Genomic DNA, 22,306 nt, shown 5'->3' on the forward strand with positions numbered 1-22,306 from the left:
GTAGGAGCGCGGCTTCGGCCGTCGTACCATCGATCACACCGTCCCAAGGAGCACGCCCCGTGGCCAGCCAAGCATCCCGTTTCCTGTTCCTGTTCCTGCTCGGCCTGCTGGTCGGCGGGGTGATCACGGTGATGGGCATGCGCGCGCTGCAGGCGCGGCAGGATCCGTTCCCGCACAGCGTGATGCACGTGATGGCCAAGCAGACCGATGTGCTCAAGGCGAACCTGGCCGCCAACCGCTGCACGGCCAGCGACGCCCTGCCCCGGCTGCAGACGCTGCGCGCGGTCAGCAACGACCTGGAAACGGCGTTCCCCGATCTGGCCGAAGACTCCAGGTTCGTGACCCATGCCGGTCAGCTGCGGGCCACGCTGGACGGCGCGCTGTCGGCGCCGCCGGTCGGCTGCCCGGACACCAAGGCCGTGGTCGCGCGCATCGGCGAGGCCTGCAAGGCCTGCCACGACGACTTCGCGCACTGACCGGCGGCGGAGGATGAACGGCGTCTGATGAGGCCTTCGGTCGGGCCCGTGGCAAGCGGTTTCAATTGATGCCGCGTTCATGGCGATGACAACACGATGCCGGGCACGCGGCGCTGGCCGCATCCCACCTGGCACGCCCGCGGGGCGAAGGAGTCATCCGATGCAGTTCAAAACTCTCGTCCTGATGAGCGCTGGCGCGCTGACTCTGGCGGGCTGCGCCACCACCAGCCCGAACTATGGCTACCGCGACGATTACCGCGGTTCCTCCTATCCGCCCGCCTCGTCGCGCTACTGCGCCGACTGCGGCATCGTCACCCGCATCGATCCGGTCTCCTCCAACCGCAGCGCGCCCACCGGCACCGGTGCGGTGCTGGGCGGCATCGTCGGCGCGGTCGCCGGCCGCGAGATCTCCAAGGAGACCGGCGGCAGCAAGGGCAACAAGAACGTGGCCGCCGTCGCCGGTGCGGTGGGCGGCGCGCTGGCCGGCAACGCGATCCAGGACCGCGTCACCGGCGATACCTACGACGTGACCGTGCGCATGGACGATGGCCGCACCATCGTGATCAACCAGCGCGACCTGGGCGGCGTGACCGAGAACACCTACGTGCGCGTGGTCAACGGCCGTGTGGTGATCCGCTGACCTGTCGACAGCCGAATGGCAGGCACGAAAAAGCCCGGCTTCCGCCGGGCTTTTTCGTTTGCGCCTGGTCGCGGGGGAACGACCCGCGCAGGCTCAGACAGGCTGGACAGCGTCGGCCTGCAGGCCCTTCTGGCCCTGGACGACGGTGAAGGTCACCTTCTGGCCTTCCTTGAGGCTCTTGAAGCCCTGCGTCTGGATGGCACGGAAGTGCACGAACACGTCCTCGCCATTCTCACGACTGATGAAGCCAAAACCCTTCGCATCGTTGAACCATTTCACGGTTCCGGTTTCGCGGTCTGCCATTGCGGATCTCCTTGGAACAGGGGTTGGGTACGCCGGGTCGGGCGGCTGGTTGCAAGGAGGAGCCGAGGTACGACGATGTAGCGGATCTTTGGATCTACCGCATCAGGCCACGATTCACGGTGACCTTGGCAAACGCAGCGGCTTGACAGTAGCGCGGCCAATATGAAAAAGCAACGCCCTTCAACGCACGTTCATAAAATCATAACCCCATGTTACTAAAGGAAAAATAAGTGGAATTACAGACGGCGATGTACGTCTTGGCGGCGCTGATGATCCTGGCCGGCGTGCTCGGCGTGGTGCTTCCGGTACTTCCGGGACTTCCGCTGGCCTTCGCCGGCATGCTGCTTGCGGCATGGGCCGGCGGATTCGAGCAGGTCGGCTGGGTCACGCTGACCGTGCTGGGCCTGCTCACCGCGCTGTCGCTGGCCGTGGACGTGCTGTCCACCGCGATGGGCGCGCAGCGGGTCGGCGCCAGTCGCCTGGCCATCATCGGCTCGGTGATCGGCACGGTGCTGGGCCTGTTTTTCATGCCGCTGGGACTGCTGGTGGGGCCTTTCGCCGGTGCGCTGGTGGGCGAGCTGATCCACGGGCGCGAGCTGCGCCAGGCCGGCAAGGTCGGGCTGGCGACCTGGGTCGGGCTGGTGGTGGGCGTGGTGCTCAAGGTGGGCCTGGCCTTCGCCATGCTGGCGGTGTTCCTGATCGCCTGGTTCTACTAGGCCCGTCCTCGCTCCTGGGTAGACCCAACGCCTTCACGCAACGCGTGAAGGCGGCTTTGCCAGAATCCCGCCGCATTGGGCCCAAGGCGGCCTGCGGGGATTGGGGATGTCGGTCGCATGACCTGGATGATCGCGGCAGCGGTGGTGCTGACGCTGGTGGTGGTGCTGCTCGCACTGAACTTCGCCACGCCGGAGAAAAAACTGGAACACGTGCCGCCGCATCGCCATGCCGTGGACGATCCGCAGTTCATGCGCGAGATGTCCGTGCTGCTCGGTCCGGCCATCACCCCGGGCAACCGCATCGAGGTGCTCAACAACGGGCACGAGATCTTCCCGGCGATGCTGGACGCCATCGCCGGCGCCCGGCGGACCATCACCTTCGAGACCTATATCTACTGGTCGGGCCGGATCGGACGCGAGTTCAGTCAGGCGCTGGCCGAGCGCGCCCGGCAAGGCGTGCAGGTCAAGGTGACCATCGACTGGGGCGGCAGTCTGAAGATGGACCGGCGCCTGGTCGAAGAGATGGAACAGGCCGGCGTGGAGGTCCATCGCTACCGCCCGCTGGTCTGGTACAACCTGCAGCGCATCAACAACCGCACCCATCGCAAGCTGCTGGTGATCGATGGCCGCATCGGCTTCACCGGCGGAGTCGGCGTGGCCGACCAGTGGCTGGGACAGGCGCAGGATCCGGAGCACTGGCGCGATACCCACTACCGCATCGAAGGTCCGGTCGTGGCGCAGGTGCAGACCGCCTTCAACGACAACTGGATCAAGTCCACCGGCCGGGTGCTCGATGGCGAGGCCTTCTATCCGCCGCTGGATCCCGTCGGCGAGAGTCCGGCGCAGCTGTTCCTGGCCTCGCCTTCCGGCGGCAGCGAGAGCATGCATCTGATGTATCTGCTGGCCATCGCCGCGGCCACGCGCACGATCGACCTGGCCGCGGCCTACTTCGTCCCCGATGCGCTGATCACCCGGTCGCTGCTGGAGGCGCGGGCGCGCGGCGTGGCCATCCGTGTACTGCTGCCCGGCCCGCATATCGATTCGCTGTCGGTGCGGCTGGCCTCGCGGGCCAGCTGGGGGCCGCTGCTGGAAGCCGGCATCCAGATCAGCGAGTACCAGCCGACGATGCTGCACACCAAGCTGCTGATCGTCGATGGCCTGCTGGTGTCGGTGGGCTCGACCAACTTCGACATCCGCTCGTTCCGGCTCAACGACGAGGCCAGCCTCAACGTCTACGACCCGGCGCTGGCCGAACGCATGACGGCGCTGTACGAGAGCGATCTGGCCAAGGCCACGCCTTATTCCCTGCCGCGCTGGCGCACACGGCCGCTGCGGGAGAAACTGTTCGAAACCCTCATCCTTCCCATCAGGTCACAGCTATGAGCCGCCCGCACCCCCTGCCCCGACTCTTGTCCCTGCTGTGCGTTGCCGCCGCGCCTGGCGCGGCGGCTGCCCAGGACGGCACCACCACCATCACCCCGGCCTCGGTCGAGGCCTGCGGTCTGATCACCGTCGACGCCCAGCGCCTGGCCTGCTACGACACGGCGATCAAGCGCGTGGCGCCCAGCACCGCGCAGGCCGATGCGGCGGCCAGCATCGCCAAGGAGCAGAAGGATCTGGACGCCAGCAGCGCCAAGGCCAAGCGCCGTGGCGGCTCGATGTACGCCGACGACGACTACGACGCGGTGCTGGCCAATGCGGGCAAGGGCTCGCTGCTGGACTCGCGCTGGGAGCTGGCGGCCGCCTCCAAGCTGGGCGTGTTCCAGATGCGCGCCTACAAGCCGGTGTACCTGCTGCCGGCGTTCTGGACGTCGAAGAAGAACGAGATGCCCTCCTCGCCCAACCCGGACAACACGGTGACCGTGGCGCAGGACCTGCAGAGCATCGAGACCAAGTTCCAGCTGAGCTTCAAGACCAAGTTCGTGGAGAACCTGTTCGGCGACAACGGCGACATCTGGGGCGGCTATACGCAGAGCTCGCGCTGGCAGACCTACAACAGCGAGGCCTCGCGCCCGTTCCGCGAGACCAACTACGAGCCGGAAGTGATGATGGTGTTCCGCACCAACTATGCGCTCGGCGACTGGCACGGGCGCCTGGCCGGGCTGAGCCTCAATCACCAGTCCAACGGCCGCGGCGACCCGCTCTCGCGCAGCTGGAACCGGGTGATCGGCATGATCGGCTTCGACCGTGACAACTGGGCGCTGGTGGTGCGGCCCTGGTACCGCATCCCGGAGGGCCACGACGACGACAATCCGGACATCGAGAACTACATGGGCCGTGGCGACGCCACGCTGACCTATAGCCACGATGGCCACGAGTTCTCGCTGATGGGCCGGCATTCGCTGCGCGGCGGCGACCAGTCGCATGGCGCACTGCAGGCCTCCTGGGGCTTCCCGATCGACCGCAACCTGCGCGGGCACATCGAGATCTTCCACGGCTATGGCGAGAGTCTGATCGACTACAACCACAAGGCCACCTACATCGGCCTGGGCATCTCGCTGCTGGAGTGGTACTGAGGCCCGGCGCTGGCGCGCAGCGGCGTGCCAGCGCGCTTCAAGCCCTCGACTGGGCAATCAGGGCTTCGATCGGCGCCGCCAGTTCGTCGAAGCCGCTGCGCACGTCGTAGCGCTGGCCGTTGAGGAAGAACGCCGGCGTGCCGTTCACGCCGCTGCGCAGGCCGCCGTTCAAGTCGGCCTGGACGCGTTCGAGCAGCGGGCGCGACTGCAGCGCCGACTCGAGCGCATCGGCCCCCAGCCCCAGGGCTTCCAGGAGTTCGGCGTATAGCGATCCGCCGAGGCGGTCCTGGTTTTCGAACAGCGCGTCGTGGGCCGGCCAGAACTTGCGGTGCTGGCCGGCGAATTCGGCCACCAGCGCAGCCGGCAAGGCCTGGGGATGGGCCTGGCTCAGCGGGAAATTGCGGAACACCAGCCGCAGATCGTGGCCGAAGCGGTCCTGCAGCTGCCGCACGACCGGGAAGGCCTGGGCGCAGTACGGACACTGGTAGTCGGCGTACTCGACCAGCGTGACCGGCGCCTCGGCCGGGCCTTGGGCGTGGTCGTCGGGGCCGACCGGGATGCGGAGCGTGGACATGGCAGTCTCCTTGTGCGGCCGGCTCGGCCTTTAGCCTTTGGGCAGGGCGTCGAGCGCGTCGAGGACGCCGTCCACGCCGGGATTGATCGCGGTCGGCGAGAGATAGCTCCAGGCGATCGTGCCCTGTGCATCGATCACGAACAGGGCGCGCTTGCAGTAGCCGTGCTCGGCGTCGTAGGCGCCGTAGCGTCGGGCGACGGCGCCCTTGGCTTCGAAGTCCGACAGCAGCTCGAACCCCAGCTTGCGGTCGGCGATGAAGGCCTGGTGGCACCAGACACTGTCCACCGAGATGCCGAGCACCGTGGCCCTGGACTTGGCGATCAACGGGAGGGCGGTGTTGAACAGCACCAGCTCGTCGCCGCAGACCGGGCTCCAGTCCGCCGGATACAACACCAGCACGACCGGCCGGCCGCGCAGCTCATGCAGCGCGAGCACCTGGTCGGGTGTGGCATTGAGGCTGAAATCCGGCGCCTGCGTGCCGGCCGGGAGAACGGCTATGGGACTGTCTGAGGCGGACATGGCAGCGTTCCTGTCGACCGGATGCAGCCCACTGTCGCGCAGCGACTGGAAACATGGCGTCAGGAAGACCGGCCTGGTCGCGCGCCCGTTCGGCGCGGACCTCTCCCTGGCCTCACGTAGAATGGTCGGCCGTCCCAGGCCTTCTCAAGGAACTCCGCGATGCACGATCCCGGCACCGAGCCACCGCGTTCCGCACGGCTGCGCGGGGGCGGCGCGCGATGAGCCAGACGCCGAGTCATGATCCGCAGATCGTGGTGATCTGGCACAACCCGCGCTGCGGCAATTCGCGCGGGGCGCTGGAGCTGATCCGCCAGGCCGGCATCGAGCCGCATATCGTCGACTACCTCAGCGACCCGCCGGATCGCGCCACGCTGACCGCGACGCTGGCGGCCACCGGCCAGCCCCTGCGCGAACTCATGCGCCGCAAGGAGCCCGAGTACGCGCAGCTGGGCCTGGACGATCCGGGCATCGACGACGCGGGGCTGATCGAGGCCATGCTGCGCCATCCGGTGCTGATCAACCGCCCCATCGTGATCACCGCACGCGGGACGCGGCTGTGCCGACCGCCGGAGCAGGTGCTGACGCTGTTGACGGACTGAGGGCTACTCGAACCAGCCGCCGCACGAGGTGATGCAGCCGCGCCAGGTGCTGGTACAGCTGGCGTAATCGGGACTGGGATCGACGCATGTCGGGCCGCCCGGATTATTGACTCGCTGGCAGCGCTGTTTGTCCGCATCCTTCACCCAGGGCGAGCACCGCTGCTCGACGTGATCCCGCTGCGTTTGGCAACTGCCTCGTGCGCTCAGCGCCAGGGACTCGGCCGCGTTATTGCACTGCAGGCGCTGCTGGTCGCATTGCTCGGCACAGAGGGCACCGGCCGCACTGGCCGGCCGATGCACCTTGTCGGCCCAGCAACCGCTCAGCGCCGCGGCGCACAGCAGGATCGCCACGGCACGAATCAGCAGACCGTTTCCCATCGTCACCCTCCCTATGGCAACGGACCGGATCTACTGCCAGTCGGTGATGCCTTCGCGGCGGTAGGTCTCGTGGAAAGACGGCAAGGCCTTCATCCGCGCCGCAAAGGCCTTGAGCACCGGCCAGTCGTCGGTGGGCCGTGGCATGTAGCGCGACCAGCGCATCAGCATGGTCAGCACGAAATCGGCCGCGCTGCGCTGCTCGCCCAGCAGGTAGGGGCCGTTGGCTTCCAGGTGGTCGGCCACCTGCTGCCAGGCGTACTCAAGCGCAGCGCGCGCGGCGGCCTTGACCGGTTCGATGTTGACCTCGCCCGCCAGTTCGTCCGGATAGAACCAGCTGCGATACGCCGGCATCAGCGTGTAGGCGCAGAAGAACAGCCAGCGGTAGTACGCGGCGCGCTCCGGCGTGCCCACGGCTGGGGCCAGGCCGGCCTGCGGATACAGTTCGGCCAGGTGCATGACGATGGCGGCCGACTCGGTCAGGACCTGCCCGTCCAGCACCAGCGTGGGCACGCGGCCCTGCGGGTTGAGCCGGAGGTACTCGGGCGATCGCTGCGCGCGGGTGTCGAAATCGACCAGCTCCAGCCGGTGCGGGATGTCCAGTTCGATCAGGAGCCAATGCACGACCAGACTGGCGGTGCTGGGGCTGTAGTAGAGAACGGCGTCGGTCATGGGATGGTCTGGCTGGGGTGGTCAGTCGCCGACCAGGCGGCCGCCGCAGTCCAGCACGCAGTCGCGGTGCGTGGTGGCGCAGGAGGCCGCCGTCGGCTTGGGATCGGAGCGGGCGCCGCCGAGCGTGGCGGGCGCGCTGTGCATCGGCGCGCCGGTGCAGGCCGCGCGCAGCGTGTCGCACTGGCGCGCGCAGGCCTGGCCTTGCGGGGTGGCCGGGCGCAGCAACGTGGTCTCGGACACGCCGGGATCGGTGCTGGCGCAGGCGGCGAGCAGCGGCAGACACGCCGCCAGGATCCATGCTTTCACCACCCCTCCTGCCGCAAACGAACAGGGCCGGAGTATGCACGCCGGCCCTGCTGTCCTGCACGCGTTGGCGCCCCGGCGCTTACGCCGGTTCGACCACCACCGGAATCTTGCCGATCCTTGCCTGCCACTGGCGCGGGCCGGTCTTGTGCACCGACTCGCCGGTGGCATCAACCGCCACGGTGACCGGCATGTCCTTGACCTCGAATTCGTAGATCGCCTCCATGCCCAGGTCCTCGAAGGCCAGCACGCGCGCGGCCTTGATCGCCTTGGACACCAGATAGGCCGAACCGCCGACCGCCATCAGATAGACCGCCTTGTTGTCGCGGATGGCCTCGATCGCTGCCGGGCCGCGCTCGGCCTTGCCGACCATGCCCAGCAGGCCGGTCTGCTCCAGCATCTGCCGGGTGAACTTGTCCATGCGCGTGGCCGTGGTCGGGCCGGCCGGGCCGACGCACTCGTCACGCACCGGGTCTACGGGTCCGACGTAGTAGATGAAGCGACCCTTGAGGTCCACCGGCAGCGTTTCGCCGCGGTTGAGCATGTCCACCATGCGCTTGTGCGCGGCGTCGCGGCCGGTGAGCAACTTGCCGTTGAGCAGCAGCACCTCACCGGGCTTGAAGGTGGTGACCTCCTCGGCGGTGATGGTGTCCAGGTCCACGCGACGCGCGCCCTGCGGGTTGTAGGTCAGCGTCGGCCAGTCCTCCAGCGAGGGCGGGTCGAGCATTACCGGACCGCTGCCGTCCAGGGTGAAGTGGGCGTGGCGGGTGGCGGCGCAATTGGGGATCAAGGCCACCGGCAGGTTGGCCGCGTGGGTCGGATAGTCCTTGACCTTGATGTCCAGCACCGTGGTCAGGCCGCCCAGGCCCTGGGCGCCGATGCCCAGCGCGTTGACCTTCTCGTACAGCTCCAGGCGCAGCTCCTCGGCGCGGTTGGAGGCGCCGCGGGCCTGCAGGTCGACGATGTCGATCGGCTCCATCAGCGCTTCCTTGGCCAGCAGCATCGCCTTCTCGGCGGTGCCGCCGATGCCGATGCCCAGCATGCCCGGCGGGCACCAGCCGGCGCCCATGGTGGGCACGGTCTTGAGGACCCAGTCCACGATCGAGTCGGAGGGATTGAGCATGGCGAACTTGGACTTGGCCTCCGAGCCGCCGCCCTTGGCCGCCACGATCACCTCCACCTTGTTGCCCGGCACCACCTTGACGTTGACCACGCCCGGCGTGTTGTCGCGGGTGTTGATGCGCTTGCCGGCCGGATCGGCCAGCACGCTGGCGCGCAGCTTGTTGTCCGGGTCGTTGTAGGCGCGGCGCACGCCCTCGTGGACCATGTCCTCCACGCCCATCGTGGCGTCGTCCCAGCGCACGTTCATGCCGATCTCGAGGAACACCGTAACGATGCCGGTGTCCTGGCAGATCGGGCGGTGGCCTTCGGCGCACATGCGCGAGTTGATCAGGATCTGGGCGATGGCGTCCTTGGCGGCCGGCGATTCCTCGCGCTCGTAGGCGGCGGCGAGATTCTTGATGTAGTCCACCGGGTGGTAGTAGCTGATGTACTGCAGCGCATCGGCCACGGACTGGATCAGGTCTTCCTGCCGGATCGACACCGGCGCGGTGGACGCCGGCGGGGCGGCATGGGTGTGGAGGTTCATGGCTGGCTCGACGCTAGCGGTGGGGAGTGAGGAATCCCGACATTTTAGGCCAAACTGCCGCGCCGGCCCCGCTGTCACACCGGCGCCCGCTCCCGCGTCCTGGGACTCATGCGACCCGCCATCCGTTTCGAAACGCACCGTTCCCGCCTCTTGGCGCTGGCCCATCGCCTGCTGGGCAGCCGCGCCGAGGCCGAGGACGTGGTCCAGGAGGCCTGGCTGCGTTGGCAGGGCGCGGCGCAGAAGGAGATCCGCGACGAGGAGGCCTGGCTGGCCACCGCCACCACGCGCCTGGCGCTGGACCGGCTGCGCGCGGTGCGCAACGCCCGCATCGACTACGTCGGCCCATGGCTGCCCGAGCCGCTGCAGGTGGCGCTGGCGCCCGACCCGGCCGAACGCGCCGAGCAGGCCGAATCGGTGTCCTGGGCCTTGATGGCACTGCTGGAGCGGCTGGGGCCGGACGAGCGCGCGGCCTTCCTGCTCAAGGAAGTGTTCGACTACGACTACGAGGCGATCGCCGCGCTGCTGGGCCACAGCCAGGCCAACTGCCGGCAGCTGGTGCACCGGGCCCGCGCGCGGCTGCAGGCCGGGCACGCGCGGTTCGAGGTGCCGGCCGAACGCCATCGCCGCCTGCTGGAAAAGTTCATGGCTGCCTCGCAGTCCGGCGACCAGGCGGCCATTGCCGCGTTGCTGCGCGCCGATGCGCGGCTGGTGTCCGACGGTGGCGGCAAGGTCACCGCTGCGCTGCGCCCGCTGCTGGGCGCCGGGCGCATCGCGCGGCTTTATTGGGCCATCGCCCGGCGTGGTGCGCAGGTGGAGGCGCGCGTGGGCTGGGTCGATGGCGAGCCGGCGATCCTGCGCTTCGTGGACGGCCAGCTGCACTCATTGACCATGCTGGTCAGCGATGGCGAGCGCATCAGCGACATCCTGACCCTGATGAATCCGGACAAGCTGGCTGCGGTGGCGGTCCAGGCAGGCCGCCCGTAGCGCCGACCGTGCGTGTCCGAGTTCTAACCGGGCGGTGATCTTGTTCAACCTCCCCTGTGCGGAAAGAGATGCGGGGGCTGTCACGCGAGCCACCTCTGGCGCGTCCTTGCAGGGAAGGCGGCCCTGTCGGTCGCCACGCCGAAAGGATCTTGCATGAGCGCCACCACCTTCGCCCGCATCGACTACACCCGCCATCTGCCCAAGGCCGCCCAGGCGCTGCTGACGCTCAGCCAGCACGTCCACGCGGGCGTGCTCGAACACACGCTGGTGGAGCTGGTATTCCTGCGCGTCTCGCAGCTCAACGGCTGCGCCTACTGCCTGGACATGCATGCCACGGCGCTGCGCAAGGCCGGCGTGGAGCCGCGCAAGCTCGATACCGTGGCGGCCTGGCGCGACAGCCGCCTGTTCGACGCCCGCGAGCGCGCCGCGCTGGCCTGGGCCGAGGGCCTGACCACCCTGCCCTCGGGCGAACCGGAAGAGGCCGCGTACCAGGCGCTGCAGGCGCACTTCGACGAGGAAGCCATCGCCACCCTGACCATGGCCGTGGCCACCATCAACGCCTGGAACCGGCTCGGCGTGGGCCTGCAGCCGCAGATGCCGTGAGGCGCCCGCCGCCGTCAGCGCGGCGGCGGCAGTCCCAACGCGCCGGCCTGGATCGACAGGATCGCCAGCAGTACCGCCAGCAGCACCGCGCCCTGCAGCACGAAGGCGATCCGCGCCGGCCAGCCGCGCGCGGCATAGCCGCAGACGAACAGCAGCGCGATCGGCGCGGCGCCGAAGCCCATCTGGACCCACCAGCCGGGCGTGCCGCCCTTGGGCACCAGCGGCCCGGTCAATCCGATGCCGAACAGCAGCAGGGCCAGGGCATTGCAGAACAGGGGGAGCACGTGGCGCATCGTCCGATTGTGCCCGTCGCCGCGCCCGGCTGCAGCGCGGGTCGGCCTTGCGTTCACACAAGGCCATCGGCCTGCAACGCCGCGTCTTCGTGACGGGCGCTGCGTGGGCGGGGGGACGGCGCTAGGCTGCGCGCTCATCTCCAGCCCGGAACACACCATGTCGCTGTCCCTTTACCAAGTCGCCATCCCGTCCCTGCAGCGCGGCCTGCGCCAGCTCTCGCATGTGCTGGAACGCGGCGCGCGCCACGCCGCCGAGGCCGGACTGGACCCGGCCACGCTGATCCAGGGCCGGCTGGCGCCGGACATGCTGCCGCTGGCGGCGCAGGTGCAGCGCGTCAGCGACACCGCCAAGGGCACGGGCGAGCGCCTGTCCGGCGTGCCCTCGCCCAAGCTGGCCGACACCGAGCAGACCTTCGAGGAGCTGCAGGCGCGCATCCAGGCCACCGCCGACTATCTGGCCTCGCTGACGCCCGAACAGATCGATGGCGGCGCCACGCGCGAGATCACGCTGAAGTTCGGCAAGCTGGGCACGCGCCTGGAAGGCGTGGACTATCTGCTGCAGTTCGGTCTGCCGAACTTCTATTTCCACGTAGTCACCGCCTACGACATCCTGCGCCACCACGGCGTGCCCGTCGGCAAGCTCGACTACCTGGGCCCGGTCGGCACGCCGATCACCGAGTGAGCTTCACGCCGGCGCACCGGCGCAGCCTCGCGCCGGTGTGCGCAGCGGACCCGCGATCGCCAGCTTTGCCGGCCCTGCGCAGGGTTGGCATCATGGTCGACCGCTTGTGCGATCCGTTGTGCCGAAGATGAAGATCCCGTTTCCCCCGCTGCTGCAGGACTGGCTGGGCGTGATCCTGCCCGTCGCGCAGGTCCTGCTGATCCTGCTGCTGACGCGGCTGCTGCAGCTGTTGCTCAAGCGCTTGATTGGCCGGGCCGCAGCGCGCTACGACCTGCCGCCCGAGCTGGCCATGGGCGTGCGCCGGGTGCTCAACATTGTGCTGCTGATGGCGGCCACCCTGCTGATCCTGGAGCGTCTTGGCGTGTCGGGCACCGTGCTGTGGACGGCGTTCACCGGCTTTGCGACGGTGGGCGCGGTGGCCTTCTTCGCCGCGTGGAGCGTGCTGTCCAATATCTTCTGCACGTTCCTGATCTTCATCGTGCGTCCGTTCCGCCTGTACGAAACGGTGGAACTGCTCGAGAACGGCGAGAAGCCCGGCATCAAGGGCAAGGTGATCGACGTCAACCTGCTCTACACCACCCTACAGGAAGAAGCGGCCGGCGACGGCGCGCCGGCCACCTCGGTGCAGGTGCCCAACAATTGGTTCTTCCAGCGCGGCATCCGCCGCTGGCGCGACGCGCAGCGCATCGCCGGCAGCTGACTCAGCGCAGCTGGCTGTCCTTGCTGCCGCGGCGGTTGTAGCCGCTGGCGGACTTCTGCTCGGCGTCGTGCGCGGCCTGGCACTGTACGCACAGGCGCACGCCGGGGATGGCGTCGCGTCGCGCCTTCGGGATCGGGGCATCGCATTCTTCGCAATGGGTCAGCCCGGGACCGCTGGGCAACTGGCTGCGGGCGCGCTGGATCGCGTCCTTCACCGTCGCATCGATCTGGTCCTGCACCGCGCCATCGTTGGCCCAACCGGTGGCCATGGCCGTCTCCTGCCTGTGGACGAGTCCCCGACCCTACGCCGATCCAGATGAATCCGCAGCGAGCCGCGCGGGCCAGACGCCCTCGCCCGACCGGATCGGTGCGGTTTCGCTAGCATGCACGGCTCCACCGCCGCCGGGCCGCCCGCGCATGCCGTCTGCCATCGAAGAACTTCGCGACGCCGGCGCAGTCGACCCGGCCATGCTGGTCGAGCGCGGCACGCCGCTGGTCCTGCGCGGCCTGTGCGCGCACTGGCCGATGGTGCAGGCGGCGCGGCGCTCGGACACCGAGTTCGCCAAACTGCTGGCCGCGCACGACAGCGGCGCGGCGGTGGACACGCTGCTGATGCCGCCGGAGGCCAACGGCCTGGTCGGCTACGACGCCACGCTGGAGGGCTTCAACTACCAGCACTTCAAGGTGTCGGTGACCGATGTGCTGACCCGGCTGGCGCAGTACAGCCGCCGCGAAGGCCCGGTACACGGCGTGGCCCTGCAGAGCGCACCGATCGCCGGCTGCCTGCCCGGCCTGCTGGCCGACCATGCGATCGAGGGCCTGCCGGCCACCATTGCGCCGCGGCTGTGGCTGGGCAACCGGGTCACCACGCCGGCGCACTTCGACGCCTTCCACAACATCGCCGTGGTCGTCTGCGGGCGGCGGCGTTTCAGCGTGTTCGCGCCCGAGCAGGTGCGCAATCTCTACATCGGCCCGCTGGACTTCGCGCCGACCGGTGCGGCGATCAGTCTGGCCGACCTGGACGATGACACGGCGCAGTTCCCGCGCCTGGCCCAGGCGCGCGAACACGCCTTCGTCGCCGAACTGGCGCCCGGCGATGCGCTGTACCTGCCGCCGCTGTGGTGGCACCACGTCGCCTCGCTGGAGCGCCTGAACGCGCTGGTGAACTTCTGGTGGCAGCCGACCCTGGCCGATGGCCGCGCCCCCAGCCCCGGCATCGTGGCGCTGCTGCACGCGCGCCTGGCCTTCGCCGGCCTGCCCACGCACGAGCGTCAGGCCTGGCGGGCGCTGCTGGAGCACTACGTCTTCGGCGAGGAAGACCCGGCCGCGCATATCCCCGAAGCCAGGCGCGGCGTGCTGGGCGCGCTCGATGCGCAGGCCCTGGCGGCCTTGCGCCAGCGCATCGCCAGTTCACTCTAGTCCCGCGGCGCTGATCCCGCGTTGACGCGGGCGCCGTCACCCTCTCCTTTCACCTTGCGGAGCTTGACCATGGAACAGACCGTCCATCCCTTTTCCGAACTGTTCGCCCAGCTCGGCCTGGCCTCGGACGAGCGCAGCATCCGCGCCTTCATCGCCGAACACGCGCCGCTGCCCAATGCCATGCGTCTGGAGGAGGCCCCGTTCTGGTCGCCGGCCCAGGCTCAGCTGCTGCGCGAAGAACGCATCGACGATGCCGACTGGGCCGTGGTGGTCGATCAGCTCAATGTCGCCCTGCACGCCACGCCCGAGGCCTGAATCCTCAGGCGATCCGGGCCTGACCTGATTGTCATGCCTGCAGCGGCGCATTTGCCGGGAACCCAAGCGCACGCGTGCTATCACCGGCACACACCCGACACCGCCCGGAGTTGCGCCATGCGTCGTCTGCCCGTGTTGCTCGCTGCGCTCATCGCCCTGCCCGCCCTGGCCCACCACGGCTGGAGCAGCTATGACGCCAACAAGACCTTGAATATCTCCGCACCGCTCGCCCAGGTGCAGTACCGCAACCCGCATGCCGAAGTCGGCGTCGACTACCAGGGCAAGCGCTGGAACGCGGTGCTGGCGCCGATCAGCCGCATGACCTCGCGCGGCCTGCCGGACGGCGCGCTCGTAGTCGGCAAGACCGTCACGATCGAAGGCTATCCGCGCCTGGACGGCACGGCCGAGTTGCGCGCCGAACGCATCACCGTGGACGGCAAGACCATCGAACTGCGCTGATCTCGCAGCGCCATGGACGCGATGGCCTGGGCCCAACAGCTGGAAGCCTCCGCGCTGGGCCAGTGGATGCGGGCCGGCTGGGGCTATCCCTTCGCCAACGTGCTGCATCTGGGCGGGCTGGTGCTGCTGCTCGGCAGCATCGGCCTGCTCGACCTGCGCCTGCTGGGCTTCGGCCGGCGGCTGGAGCTGGAACAGGTCTCGCGCCTGCTCACGCCGCTGGGCATCGTCGGGCTGCTGGTGCTGGTGGTCACCGGCGCGATGCTGTTCAGCGCCGACGCCACCGCCCTGCTCGGCAACCGCATGATGCAGTTCAAGCTGATCGCCATCGCCGTGGCGGTGATCAACGCGCTGGTCTTCCGCCTGTGCTTCGGCGGAAGGTTGCAAGCCTGGCGCCATCGCCCGCCGCCGCTGGGACGCGCCATGGCCGCGCTCTCGCTGCTGGCGTGGCCGACCATCCTGGTCGCCGGCCGGATGATCGCCTACACCTGAGCCCGCGCGCTCCGCCCCTCCCCTTGCGCAGCAGGGGGAGGCCGGGAGGGGGTTGGACCAGGTCGCGGATTGCTTGGTGCGAGGCGTTCGAAGCAGAAGCAAAAGCAAAAGCTGGATTCCCGCCTTCGCGGGAATGACGACCTGAAGGAGCCGCGGATCAGCGGGTGAAGCAATGAAAGCCTGCTTGCCGCCAAATCCCAGCCACGCGCCAGATCCCGGGCCGCTTCATCCACCAATCATCCTGCGCCAGGCAGGCCCGGCTAGGCTGGCCCCTGGTTCGATATGCCGCAACGGCGGCAGGAGCGCTCCGCGTTGCGATCCCTGATCCTGCTGGCACCCATCGCCTTGTCCGCGGCCCTGGCCGCCTGCGCGCCAACAACGACCCCGGAAGTCGCCGCTCCCGCTCCATCGCCGCAGACAGCGCCGGACGCCTCACCGCCCGACACGCCGATCCGCCACGCCGACTACGACTGCGAGGGCACCCGCATCGCCGTGGCCTTCTTCGGCCAGGCGCGCGCCGAAGTGACGCTGGACGCGCGTCTGCTGGTGCTCAAGCCCGCCCTCGCCGCCGATGGCGCGCGCTACGCCGACGATGCCGGCAACGCCTTCTGGGCCAAGGGCATGGACCGGGCCACGCTGACGCTCGCCCAGGACCCCCACGACAAGACCTGCACGACGCTCCCGCCGGAAGCGCCACAGCGCTGACGGACCGCAACCTGCGTCAGCGCGCCTGCTGCAGCGCGCGCTGCACGGCCGCCTGGGCCAGCGGCGCCATCACCGCATAGCCGGCCGCGTTGGGATGCACGCCGTCGCCGGAAACCTTCGCATCCAGGCCGCCCTGCCCGTTGTCCAGCGCGCTGTAGTAGTCCAGATACACCGCGCCGGTGCGCTGGGCGTATTGCCTGATCCAGTCGTTGAGCGCGCGGATCTTCGGCGCCGGCTGCAGGCCGGGCTTCCACGGATAGTCGCTGGCCGGCAGCACCGAGGCCAGCACGACGGTGATGCCGTTGGCCTTGGCCAGCTGCGCCATCGAGGCCAGGTTGTCCTGGATCATCTGCGGCGTGGCCGGCCCGGTATTGCCGGCGATATCGTTGGTGCCGGCCAGGATCACCACCACGGCGGGCTTGAGATCGATTACGTCCTGGCGGAAGCGCACCAGCATCTGCGGCGTGGTCTGCCCGGAGATGCCGCGGTTCACGTAGGACTTGCCTGGGAAGAACGTCTCGCTTCCGGTCTTTCCCCAGCCTTCGGTGATCGAATCGCCGAAGAACACCACGCGCCGCTCACCGGGCGCCGGCGCGGCCAGCGCCGCGTTCTCATCGCGGTAGCGCGACAGCCGCGGCCAGTCGGCCAGCTGCCGCTGCATGGCCTGCACCTGTTCGGCGCTGGGCGTCTGCGCGGAGGCGTTGCCGCTCATCGCGGCGATCAACAGCAACACCGGCAGGCCGGCACGAGGCGATACGCGCTTGAACATGAGTCCCTCCCAGGCATGTCATGCGGACCAGTCTATCGCCTCGTGCCGGAGCGTCCGATCAGGGCTTGGGCTTGTCCGTCTTCTTGTCGGCGGCGGCCTTGTCCGCCGCCGCCTTGCGCTCGGCCGCATCCTTGACCGCCGCGGCGAAGCGCGGTTCCTCACGCAGCAGCTTGGACTGCGGGTCCAGCGTGTAGAGGTCGTTGTCCTGCAGCGCGACGTGGCCGCGGCCGTCGGTCATCGGCACGGTGACGGTGCGCCCGCTGGTCGGGCCGATACGCACGTCCACCGGCATCGGAAACGGCAGATCGTCCGGCGTCTTCCAGCGCAGCGACAGGCCGCCGGCATCGCGCTCGGCGATCAGCTCCGGCAGCGCAGCACGATACAGGTACACGTCGAAGAACCAGCCGTAGTCCTTGCCGGTGACCTTGTTGACGATGTCGATATAGTCCCTGGTCGAGACATAGCGCGGCTTGAAGTGGCCCGGCCGCGGATGCGCGCTGCCGTATACCGCCAGACGGATCGAGGTGAAGAACGCCTCGTCGCCGATCAGCGAGCGCAGCGTGTGCAGCATCAGCGAGCCCTTGTAATAGATGTCCAGGCCCGCGCCGTGCTCGCGGTTGTAGACCGCCTCCTCGGTCTGCGACTTGCCGCTGACGATCGGCACGCGGTTGGTCACCGCGGCGCGCTGGTCCAGCAGCGCGGCGTGGTAGTCCATCTCGCCGCGCAGGTACTGCAGGTACAGCGGCTGCATATAGCTGCCGAAGCCTTCGTGCAGCCACATGTCGTCCCAGTCGGCGTTGGTCAGCTGGTTGCCGAACCACTCGTGCGAGAACTCGTGCTGCATCAGCCAGTCGTAGCCGTACTTGTCCTTCTTGTAGTCGTTGCCGTAGGCGTTGATGGTCTGGTGTTCCATGCCCAGGTGCGGGGTCTGCACCACGCCCACCTTCTCGTCGCCGAACGGATACGGGCCGATCTGGCTCTCGAAGAAGTCCAGCATCTTGGGCAGCTCGTCGAACAGCGCCTTGGCCTGCGCGTCCTTGTCGCCCTTCAGATACCAGTAGGCCAGCGGGATGGTGTTGCCGTAGCGGCTCTTGTAGCTGCCGCTGAGCTGCTCGTACGGGCCCACGTCCAGGGCGATGGCGTAGGTGTCCGGGTTCTTGGCGCGCCAGTGGTAGGTGCGCCAGCCGTTGCGCTCCTGCATGCCGACGAACACGCCGTTGCCCGGCGCCACCAGCGGCGCGGGCACGGTGATGTGCTCGTCCACCAGCGCGGGCTCGCCCTGCGGATGGTCGATGCACGGCCACAGCAGATCGCAGCCCTCGCCCTGGATGGCCGAAGCCACCCACGGTTCACCGGTGGGCGCGGTCGCCCAGACGAAGCCGCCGTCCCAAGGCGCGCGCTTGGCCACGTGCGGCTGGCCCGCGTAGACCACGCGCAGCTTGACGCTGGCGCCGGCCGGTACCTGCCGCGGCAAGGTCACGCGCATGCGGCCTTCGGGGTTCTGCCAGGCCTCGCGGGCCACCGGCTTGCCGTCCACCTCGACCCGGCTGACCGCATATTCCGGATCCAGATCGACCACCAGCGCCTGCAGCGGGGAGAGCGCCTTGAAGGTCAGCGTCGCATCGCCCTCGATCCGGCGCTGGTCGGGAATCACCTTGAAGCCCAGGTCGGCGTGCTCGAAGCTCACCGCCAGCTGCTCCGGCGTGCGCGGCAGGCCGGTCTGCTTGGTCACGGGACTGAGCTCGGCGCCGTGCGCCTGGGACACGCAGGCCAGCGCAAGCGCCAGGGTGGAGACGAGCAGACGGGAACGGGACATGGCAGGCCTGGCGGAAAGGGAAACCGGCGCAGCGTGCCAGCAAACCGCCGCCGCTGCATCCATCCGAAGTCATGCCCGCCGGGATGCCTGGCTCAATCGTCCTCGGCCGCGGCCTCGCGCCCCTGCTGACGGATCATGGCCTCCATCCGCGCCTCGTTGATCGCCTCGCGCACGCCGTCCAGATCGGCGGTGCGCGTATCGGGCGTGAACTCACCGGTCAGCACCGTGTCCGGCTGCAGCGCACCGGCCTCGAACAGCGCCCACATCTCCTCGCCATACCAGGTGTCCAGCAGCTCCGGCGCCCAGCGTCCCAGACTGGCGGTGAGATTGTTGACGTCGCGCAGCAGCATGCGCCGCGCCGCGTTGTTGCCGCCGGCGCTGACCACCTGCGGGAAATCGATCACCACCGGGCCGTCGGGACCGACGAGCACGTTGTATTCGGACAGATCGCCGTGGATCAGGCCGCAGCACAGCATGCGCACCACCTGGCGCATCAGCACCGCATGGAACGCGCGCGCCTGGTCGGCTTCCAGTTCGACCTCGCCCAGGCGCGGGGCGCTGAAGCCCTCGGCATCGGTCACCAGCTCCATCACCAGCACGCCGTGGAAGTAGCCGAAGGGTTCGGGCACGCGCACACCGGCATCGCGCAGCTGGTAGAGCGCATCGACCTCGGTGTTCTTCCAGGCCACCTCGGCCTGCTTGCGGCCGTACTTGGTCGCCTTGCCCATGGCGCGGGCCTCGCGGCTGCCGCGCACCTTGCGCCCTTCCTGGTACTGCACGCGCTGCTGGAAGCTGCGCTGGGCCATGTCCTTGTAGACCTTGGCGCAGCGCACCTCGTCGCCGGCACGCACCACGTACACCGAGGCTTCCTTGCCGCTCTTGAGCGGTCGCAGCACCTCGTCGATCACACCATCGTCGATCAAGGCCAGCAGGCCGGGGGGAGTCTTCATCGCGTCATGCCAGGGGACTTGCGTCGCAGGTCCGTTGCGGGCGGGCCAGTGTCGCATCCCCGGGGCGAGCGGTGTTGAAGATCCCATCGCGATTCACAGCCGGCGGCCTGCCCTCGGGCTTGTCGCGACGGCCGGGCTGGCCCTACAGTCGCGCACCGCCGCGCCCTCGCGGCACCTGCCGAAGGGACGACAGCGCCGATGCATCCGATCAGCACCATGGAAGTGTTCCTGATCGCCATGGCGATCATCTTCTGCGTTCCCTTCCTGATCTGGCGGCTGGGCCGCACCGAGTACTTCGCACCGCTGGTGGTGGTGCAGATCATCACCGGCATCCTGCTCGGGCCGGGCATCCTGGGCGCGGCGCTGCCGGGCTATTACGCATTCGTGTTCACCCCGCAGGTGGTGCAGATCCTGACCGGCCTGGGCGGCTGGGCGGTGATGCTGTTCGTGCTGATCGCCGGGATCGAGCTGGACCTCAGCCAGGCCTGGGCCAACCGCCGCGAGAGCGGCATCACCGCCGGCCTGGCGCTGGGCGTGCCGCTGCTGTTCGGCGGGCTGGCGGCGGTCGGGCTGCTGCGCTTTCCGGGCTGGATCGGTGCGCAGGGCCAATCCTGGCAGTTCGTCACCGGCGTGGGCATGGCCTGCGCGGTGACCGCACTGCCGATCCTGATCCTGCTGATGGAGAAGCTGGCGATCCTGCGCCAGCCCATCGGCCAGCGCATCCTGCGCTATGCCAGCCTGGATGACATCGCCATCTGGGGCGTGCTGGCCCTGGTCCTGCTGGACTGGGAGCGGATCGGCCGACAGGTCGGCTTCCTGGTCAGCTTCGCCGTGGCCTGCGTGCTGTTCCGCAGGCTGATGCGCGCGATCGGCGAGCGCGACCGCTGGTATGTGATGCTGATCTGGCTGGCGCTGTGCGCGTTCGGCGCGGACTGGTCGGGCCTGCACTTCATGGTCGGCGCGTTCCTGGCCGGCGTGGTGATCGACGCCCACTGGTTCGACCAGGCCGACATGGACCGCCTGCGCCACAACGTGCTGCTGGTGATGATGCCGGTGTTCTTCCTGAGCACCGGCCTGCGCACCGCCTGGAGCGTCGGTGGCGCGACCGTGTTCCTGGCCGCGCTGGCGCTGCTGGTGGCCGCCGTCGCCGGCAAGCTGGCCGGCGTACACCTGGCCGGCCGCCTGCTGAAGTGGAAGCCCGGCGAGGCCAGCCTGATCGGCTGGCTGCTGCAGACCAAGGCCCTGATCATGATCATCTTCGCCAACATCCTGCTGGACAAGGCGATCATCACCAGCGCCACCTTCACCGCTCTGCTGCTGATGGCCGTGATGAGCACCATGCTCTCCATCCCGATGGCCACGCCGCGTCTGCGGCGGCTGGCGAAACAACAGGAGTGAGTGAAGAGGAGTGAGGAGTGAGCAGAAGGGGATTGCTTTCGCCCTGACTCACTTCTCACTGCTCTGCGCTCGCGCCTGCTCTTAGCCCAGCGCGTCCAGCGCCGCAGCCAGATCGTCGGCCAGCGGAGCGTTGAGCAGGTACGGGGTGCGGCCACCGTCGAGGGAGAACTCCAGCGAGGCGGCGTGCAGGAACAGGCGTTTGAGGCCGATCTGCTCGCGCAGGCGCTTGTTCGCCTCCGGATTGCCGTACTTGTCGTCGCCGGCGACCGGGTGGCCGATGTGCTGGGCGTGGACGCGGATCTGGTGGGTGCGGCCGGTCTCGATCAGGACTTCGCAGTAGGACTGGCCGCCGCGGCGCTCGAGCACCTTGAAGTGGCTGACGCTGGGCTTGCCGCCGTCGTTGACCTGAACGTGGCGCTCGCCGCCCTGGCGCAGGCCGACCAGCAGCGGCGCGTCGACGGTCATGGTGCCGTCGGGCAGGCGCCCGATCAGCAGAGTCAGGTAGCGCTTGCGGATGCCCTTGGCCGGGCCGGCGTCCTCGCGCAGTAGGGCCTGCAGCTCGGTCAGGGCGGAGCGCTTCTTGGCCAGCACCAGCAGGCCGGAGGTGTCCCGGTCCAGGCGATGGACCAGCTCCAGCGGCTGGTTGGGGCGCAGGGCGCGCATGGTCTCGATGGCGCCATGGCTGATGCCGCTGCCGCCGTGGCTGGCCACCCCGGTGGGCTTGTTGATGACCAGCAGGCGGGCGTCCTCGAACACGATCGCCGCCTCCATCCGCGCCAGGAAGCCGGCCGGCGGCGCCGATTTGGGCCCGGCCTCCTCCAGGCTGACCGGGGGCACCCGCACCTCGTCGCCGGCGGCGAGCTTGCGCTCGGCCTTGGCCCGGCCCCCGTTCACGCGGACCTGGCCGCTGCGCACCAGCTTGTAGACCAGGCTGCGCGGGGCGCCCTTGAGCTGGCCTAGCAGGAAATTATCCAGCCGCTGGCCATCGCGGTCGGCGGGCACGACCACCGTGCGCACGGCACTGCGGGCGGGCGGCGAGTCGGGGCGTGGCGGTACGGTCATTTCCGGCAGCTTCTCTGTTACACTCGGCGATGCGAGATAAGGGTTTGATTTCGCAGGAAAGTTCTACACGGGCCAGAAGCCCAGCTTCCCTCGCGAAAGCCCGGCACAGTGCGCGACCACCGCCCCCGGGGCGGCCATGTTAGCGGCTCGCCGGCAGGCCCCGACACCCGCCGGATGCGTCAGACATCCGAAGCTGAACACGTCCCGCGCGGTAACGGCCCTTCCCGGGCGGTCGCCGACGGTCCCGCAACACCGACACATGACAAAGCGCTCCCGCGGCCCGCCGTGGTGTCGAAGCGCTGGAAGCTCCAACCCGCCCCAC

Annotated in this window: 29 protein-coding genes; 16 read left to right on the top strand and 13 right to left on the bottom strand. The window is 69.0% G+C overall.

Annotated features, from left to right (window positions below):
- Positions 1–59 precede the first annotated feature (59 nt).
- Positions 60–476 (top strand): hypothetical protein, encoded by a 417-nt coding sequence (locus tag MWN52_RS10765; RefSeq protein WP_130518039.1) that lies wholly within the window; start codon positions 60–62, stop codon positions 474–476.
- Between the two features lie 160 nt (positions 477–636).
- The gene (locus MWN52_RS10770; protein WP_130518037.1) at positions 637–1,116 is read left to right on the top strand and encodes a glycine zipper 2TM domain-containing protein; all 480 of its coding nucleotides are present in this window, start codon (positions 637–639) and stop codon (positions 1,114–1,116) included.
- 93 nt (positions 1,117–1,209) lie between these two features.
- On the opposite strand, the gene MWN52_RS10775 is transcribed toward MWN52_RS10770, so the two are convergent.
- Positions 1,210–1,419, bottom strand: a complete 210-nt coding sequence (locus MWN52_RS10775) for a cold-shock protein (RefSeq protein ID WP_130518035.1) — start codon at positions 1,417–1,419, stop codon at positions 1,210–1,212.
- Between the two features lie 230 nt (positions 1,420–1,649).
- Between MWN52_RS10775 and MWN52_RS10780 the strand changes: the two genes are divergently transcribed.
- The 3 genes from MWN52_RS10780 (at position 1,650) to MWN52_RS10790 (ending at position 4,651) form a co-directional block, all read left to right on the top strand.
- Positions 1,650–2,135 carry a DUF456 domain-containing protein gene (locus tag MWN52_RS10780; RefSeq protein ID WP_379655333.1) on the top strand — a complete coding sequence of 162 codons (486 nt, stop codon included), beginning with the start codon at positions 1,650–1,652 and terminating at the stop codon, positions 2,133–2,135.
- 117 nt (positions 2,136–2,252) lie between these two features.
- Entirely contained in the window at positions 2,253–3,518 is a 1,266-nt protein-coding gene (locus MWN52_RS10785) for a phospholipase D-like domain-containing protein (RefSeq protein ID WP_286574646.1), read from the top strand.
- Positions 3,515–4,651 (top strand): phospholipase A, encoded by a 1,137-nt coding sequence (locus MWN52_RS10790; protein WP_286574647.1) that lies wholly within the window; start codon positions 3,515–3,517, stop codon positions 4,649–4,651. The genes MWN52_RS10785 and MWN52_RS10790 overlap by 4 nt, the downstream gene beginning before the upstream one ends.
- Positions 4,652–4,688: 37 nt before the next feature.
- On the opposite strand, the gene MWN52_RS10795 is transcribed toward MWN52_RS10790, so the two are convergent.
- Together MWN52_RS10795 and MWN52_RS10800 are read right to left on the bottom strand one after the other, a co-directional pair.
- Entirely contained in the window at positions 4,689–5,225 is a 537-nt protein-coding gene (locus tag MWN52_RS10795; RefSeq protein ID WP_286574648.1) for a DsbA family protein, read from the bottom strand.
- Between the two features lie 30 nt (positions 5,226–5,255).
- On the bottom strand, positions 5,256–5,744 hold the full coding sequence (locus MWN52_RS10800) for a redoxin domain-containing protein (RefSeq protein WP_286574649.1): 489 nt from the start codon (positions 5,742–5,744) through the stop codon (positions 5,256–5,258).
- Positions 5,745–5,962: 218 nt separating this feature from the next.
- On the opposite strand from MWN52_RS10800, the gene arsC reads away from it, so the two are divergent.
- Positions 5,963–6,343, top strand: a complete 381-nt coding sequence (gene arsC / locus MWN52_RS10805; protein ID WP_286574650.1) for an arsenate reductase (glutaredoxin) — start codon at positions 5,963–5,965, stop codon at positions 6,341–6,343.
- 3 nt (positions 6,344–6,346) lie between these two features.
- Here the strand turns inward: arsC and MWN52_RS10810 are convergent, their stop codons facing one another.
- The 4 genes from MWN52_RS10810 to MWN52_RS10825 form a co-directional block, all read right to left on the bottom strand.
- Positions 6,347–6,721: a hypothetical protein gene (locus MWN52_RS10810; RefSeq protein ID WP_286574651.1), complete on the bottom strand. Its 375-nt coding sequence runs from the start codon at positions 6,719–6,721 to the stop codon at positions 6,347–6,349.
- Positions 6,722–6,751: 30 nt separating this feature from the next.
- A complete protein-coding gene (locus MWN52_RS10815; protein WP_286574652.1) occupies positions 6,752–7,390 on the bottom strand; it encodes a glutathione S-transferase family protein in 639 nt (212 codons plus the stop codon).
- A gap of 21 nt (positions 7,391–7,411) precedes the next feature.
- Entirely contained in the window at positions 7,412–7,696 is a 285-nt protein-coding gene (locus tag MWN52_RS10820) for a hypothetical protein (RefSeq protein WP_130533213.1), read from the bottom strand.
- Between the two features lie 79 nt (positions 7,697–7,775).
- Positions 7,776–9,341: a fumarate hydratase gene (locus MWN52_RS10825; RefSeq protein WP_286574653.1), complete on the bottom strand. Its 1,566-nt coding sequence runs from the start codon at positions 9,339–9,341 to the stop codon at positions 7,776–7,778.
- Between the two features lie 108 nt (positions 9,342–9,449).
- Between MWN52_RS10825 and MWN52_RS10830 the strand changes: the two genes are divergently transcribed.
- Positions 9,450–10,325: an RNA polymerase sigma-70 factor gene (locus MWN52_RS10830; protein ID WP_286574654.1), complete on the top strand. Its 876-nt coding sequence runs from the start codon at positions 9,450–9,452 to the stop codon at positions 10,323–10,325.
- A gap of 153 nt (positions 10,326–10,478) precedes the next feature.
- Positions 10,479–10,928, top strand: a complete 450-nt coding sequence (locus tag MWN52_RS10835; protein WP_286574655.1) for a carboxymuconolactone decarboxylase family protein — start codon at positions 10,479–10,481, stop codon at positions 10,926–10,928.
- Between the two features lie 14 nt (positions 10,929–10,942).
- Here MWN52_RS10835 and MWN52_RS10840 read toward each other — a convergent pair whose 3' ends face one another.
- Positions 10,943–11,221 (bottom strand): hypothetical protein, encoded by a 279-nt coding sequence (locus MWN52_RS10840; RefSeq protein WP_130518013.1) that lies wholly within the window; start codon positions 11,219–11,221, stop codon positions 10,943–10,945.
- Between the two features lie 157 nt (positions 11,222–11,378).
- On the opposite strand from MWN52_RS10840, the gene MWN52_RS10845 reads away from it, so the two are divergent.
- On the top strand, positions 11,379–11,903 hold the full coding sequence (locus tag MWN52_RS10845) for a DUF1993 domain-containing protein (protein WP_286574656.1): 525 nt from the start codon (positions 11,379–11,381) through the stop codon (positions 11,901–11,903).
- A gap of 127 nt (positions 11,904–12,030) precedes the next feature.
- Positions 12,031–12,603, top strand: a complete 573-nt coding sequence (locus tag MWN52_RS10850) for a mechanosensitive ion channel domain-containing protein (RefSeq protein WP_286574657.1) — start codon at positions 12,031–12,033, stop codon at positions 12,601–12,603.
- Position 12,604: 1 nt separating this feature from the next.
- Here the strand turns inward: MWN52_RS10850 and MWN52_RS10855 are convergent, their stop codons facing one another.
- On the bottom strand, positions 12,605–12,871 hold the full coding sequence (locus MWN52_RS10855; protein WP_130518006.1) for a DksA/TraR family C4-type zinc finger protein: 267 nt from the start codon (positions 12,869–12,871) through the stop codon (positions 12,605–12,607).
- Between the two features lie 148 nt (positions 12,872–13,019).
- Between MWN52_RS10855 and MWN52_RS10860 the strand changes: the two genes are divergently transcribed.
- The 5 genes from MWN52_RS10860 to MWN52_RS10880 all read left to right on the top strand — a co-directional run bounded on the left by MWN52_RS10860 (position 13,020) and on the right by MWN52_RS10880 (position 15,989).
- Entirely contained in the window at positions 13,020–14,021 is a 1,002-nt protein-coding gene (locus MWN52_RS10860) for a cupin-like domain-containing protein (RefSeq protein WP_286574658.1), read from the top strand.
- Between the two features lie 69 nt (positions 14,022–14,090).
- Positions 14,091–14,336 carry a DUF2789 domain-containing protein gene (locus MWN52_RS10865; protein WP_286574659.1) on the top strand — a complete coding sequence of 82 codons (246 nt, stop codon included), beginning with the start codon at positions 14,091–14,093 and terminating at the stop codon, positions 14,334–14,336.
- A gap of 117 nt (positions 14,337–14,453) precedes the next feature.
- Positions 14,454–14,795 carry a DUF6152 family protein gene (locus MWN52_RS10870; RefSeq protein ID WP_286574660.1) on the top strand — a complete coding sequence of 114 codons (342 nt, stop codon included), beginning with the start codon at positions 14,454–14,456 and terminating at the stop codon, positions 14,793–14,795.
- Positions 14,796–14,816: 21 nt separating this feature from the next.
- Positions 14,817–15,284: a hypothetical protein gene (locus MWN52_RS10875; protein WP_286574661.1), complete on the top strand. Its 468-nt coding sequence runs from the start codon at positions 14,817–14,819 to the stop codon at positions 15,282–15,284.
- A gap of 312 nt (positions 15,285–15,596) precedes the next feature.
- Positions 15,597–15,989, top strand: coding sequence for an MliC family protein (locus MWN52_RS10880; RefSeq protein ID WP_286574662.1), 393 nt, complete (start codon positions 15,597–15,599; stop codon positions 15,987–15,989).
- Positions 15,990–16,005: 16 nt separating this feature from the next.
- Here the strand turns inward: MWN52_RS10880 and MWN52_RS10885 are convergent, their stop codons facing one another.
- The 3 genes from MWN52_RS10885 to MWN52_RS10895 form a co-directional block, all read right to left on the bottom strand.
- On the bottom strand, positions 16,006–16,701 hold the full coding sequence (locus MWN52_RS10885) for an SGNH/GDSL hydrolase family protein (protein WP_286577720.1): 696 nt from the start codon (positions 16,699–16,701) through the stop codon (positions 16,006–16,008).
- Positions 16,702–16,816: 115 nt separating this feature from the next.
- Positions 16,817–18,574 carry a M1 family metallopeptidase gene (locus tag MWN52_RS10890; RefSeq protein ID WP_286574663.1) on the bottom strand — a complete coding sequence of 586 codons (1,758 nt, stop codon included), beginning with the start codon at positions 18,572–18,574 and terminating at the stop codon, positions 16,817–16,819.
- Positions 18,575–18,666: 92 nt separating this feature from the next.
- On the bottom strand, positions 18,667–19,524 hold the full coding sequence (locus MWN52_RS10895; protein ID WP_130517991.1) for a PA4780 family RIO1-like protein kinase: 858 nt from the start codon (positions 19,522–19,524) through the stop codon (positions 18,667–18,669).
- 198 nt (positions 19,525–19,722) lie between these two features.
- Between MWN52_RS10895 and MWN52_RS10900 the strand changes: the two genes are divergently transcribed.
- Positions 19,723–20,922, top strand: coding sequence for a cation:proton antiporter (locus MWN52_RS10900; RefSeq protein ID WP_286574664.1), 1,200 nt, complete (start codon positions 19,723–19,725; stop codon positions 20,920–20,922).
- Positions 20,923–21,003: 81 nt separating this feature from the next.
- Here MWN52_RS10900 and MWN52_RS10905 read toward each other — a convergent pair whose 3' ends face one another.
- Positions 21,004–21,984, bottom strand: a complete 981-nt coding sequence (locus MWN52_RS10905) for an RluA family pseudouridine synthase (RefSeq protein WP_286574665.1) — start codon at positions 21,982–21,984, stop codon at positions 21,004–21,006.
- Between the last annotated feature and the right edge of the window lie 322 nt (positions 21,985–22,306).

The organism is Pseudoxanthomonas winnipegensis, assembly GCF_030322905.1.
In the GTDB taxonomy this organism is placed as follows: domain Bacteria; phylum Pseudomonadota; class Gammaproteobacteria; order Xanthomonadales; family Xanthomonadaceae; genus Pseudoxanthomonas_A; species Pseudoxanthomonas_A winnipegensis.

Excerpts from the sequence above, each read along its gene's own strand:
- MWN52_RS10770 (WP_130518037.1), top strand. The coding sequence starts at position 637 with ATGCAGTTCAAAACTCTCGTCCTGATGAGCGCTGGCGCGCTGACTCTG.
- MWN52_RS10775 (WP_130518035.1), bottom strand. The coding sequence starts at position 1,419 with ATGGCAGACCGCGAAACCGGAACCGTGAAATGGTTCAACGATGCGAAG.
- MWN52_RS10785 (WP_286574646.1), top strand. The coding sequence starts at position 2,253 with ATGACCTGGATGATCGCGGCAGCGGTGGTGCTGACGCTGGTGGTGGTG.
- MWN52_RS10790 (WP_286574647.1), top strand. The coding sequence starts at position 3,515 with ATGAGCCGCCCGCACCCCCTGCCCCGACTCTTGTCCCTGCTGTGCGTT.
- MWN52_RS10795 (WP_286574648.1), bottom strand. The coding sequence starts at position 5,225 with ATGTCCACGCTCCGCATCCCGGTCGGCCCCGACGACCACGCCCAAGGC.
- MWN52_RS10800 (WP_286574649.1), bottom strand. The coding sequence starts at position 5,744 with ATGTCCGCCTCAGACAGTCCCATAGCCGTTCTCCCGGCCGGCACGCAG.
- arsC (WP_286574650.1), top strand. The coding sequence starts at position 5,963 with ATGAGCCAGACGCCGAGTCATGATCCGCAGATCGTGGTGATCTGGCAC.
- MWN52_RS10810 (WP_286574651.1), bottom strand. The coding sequence starts at position 6,721 with ATGGGAAACGGTCTGCTGATTCGTGCCGTGGCGATCCTGCTGTGCGCC.
- MWN52_RS10815 (WP_286574652.1), bottom strand. The coding sequence starts at position 7,390 with ATGACCGACGCCGTTCTCTACTACAGCCCCAGCACCGCCAGTCTGGTC.
- MWN52_RS10825 (WP_286574653.1), bottom strand. The coding sequence starts at position 9,341 with ATGAACCTCCACACCCATGCCGCCCCGCCGGCGTCCACCGCGCCGGTG.
- MWN52_RS10830 (WP_286574654.1), top strand. The coding sequence starts at position 9,450 with ATGCGACCCGCCATCCGTTTCGAAACGCACCGTTCCCGCCTCTTGGCG.
- MWN52_RS10835 (WP_286574655.1), top strand. The coding sequence starts at position 10,479 with ATGAGCGCCACCACCTTCGCCCGCATCGACTACACCCGCCATCTGCCC.
- MWN52_RS10840 (WP_130518013.1), bottom strand. The coding sequence starts at position 11,221 with ATGCGCCACGTGCTCCCCCTGTTCTGCAATGCCCTGGCCCTGCTGCTG.
- MWN52_RS10845 (WP_286574656.1), top strand. The coding sequence starts at position 11,379 with ATGTCGCTGTCCCTTTACCAAGTCGCCATCCCGTCCCTGCAGCGCGGC.
- MWN52_RS10850 (WP_286574657.1), top strand. The coding sequence starts at position 12,031 with ATGAAGATCCCGTTTCCCCCGCTGCTGCAGGACTGGCTGGGCGTGATC.
- MWN52_RS10855 (WP_130518006.1), bottom strand. The coding sequence starts at position 12,871 with ATGGCCACCGGTTGGGCCAACGATGGCGCGGTGCAGGACCAGATCGAT.
- MWN52_RS10860 (WP_286574658.1), top strand. The coding sequence starts at position 13,020 with ATGCCGTCTGCCATCGAAGAACTTCGCGACGCCGGCGCAGTCGACCCG.
- MWN52_RS10865 (WP_286574659.1), top strand. The coding sequence starts at position 14,091 with ATGGAACAGACCGTCCATCCCTTTTCCGAACTGTTCGCCCAGCTCGGC.
- MWN52_RS10870 (WP_286574660.1), top strand. The coding sequence starts at position 14,454 with ATGCGTCGTCTGCCCGTGTTGCTCGCTGCGCTCATCGCCCTGCCCGCC.
- MWN52_RS10875 (WP_286574661.1), top strand. The coding sequence starts at position 14,817 with ATGGCCTGGGCCCAACAGCTGGAAGCCTCCGCGCTGGGCCAGTGGATG.
- MWN52_RS10885 (WP_286577720.1), bottom strand. The coding sequence starts at position 16,701 with ATGAGCGGCAACGCCTCCGCGCAGACGCCCAGCGCCGAACAGGTGCAG.
- MWN52_RS10890 (WP_286574663.1), bottom strand. The coding sequence starts at position 18,574 with ATGTCCCGTTCCCGTCTGCTCGTCTCCACCCTGGCGCTTGCGCTGGCC.
- MWN52_RS10895 (WP_130517991.1), bottom strand. The coding sequence starts at position 19,524 with ATGAAGACTCCCCCCGGCCTGCTGGCCTTGATCGACGATGGTGTGATC.
- MWN52_RS10900 (WP_286574664.1), top strand. The coding sequence starts at position 19,723 with ATGCATCCGATCAGCACCATGGAAGTGTTCCTGATCGCCATGGCGATC.
- MWN52_RS10905 (WP_286574665.1), bottom strand. The coding sequence starts at position 21,984 with ATGACCGTACCGCCACGCCCCGACTCGCCGCCCGCCCGCAGTGCCGTG.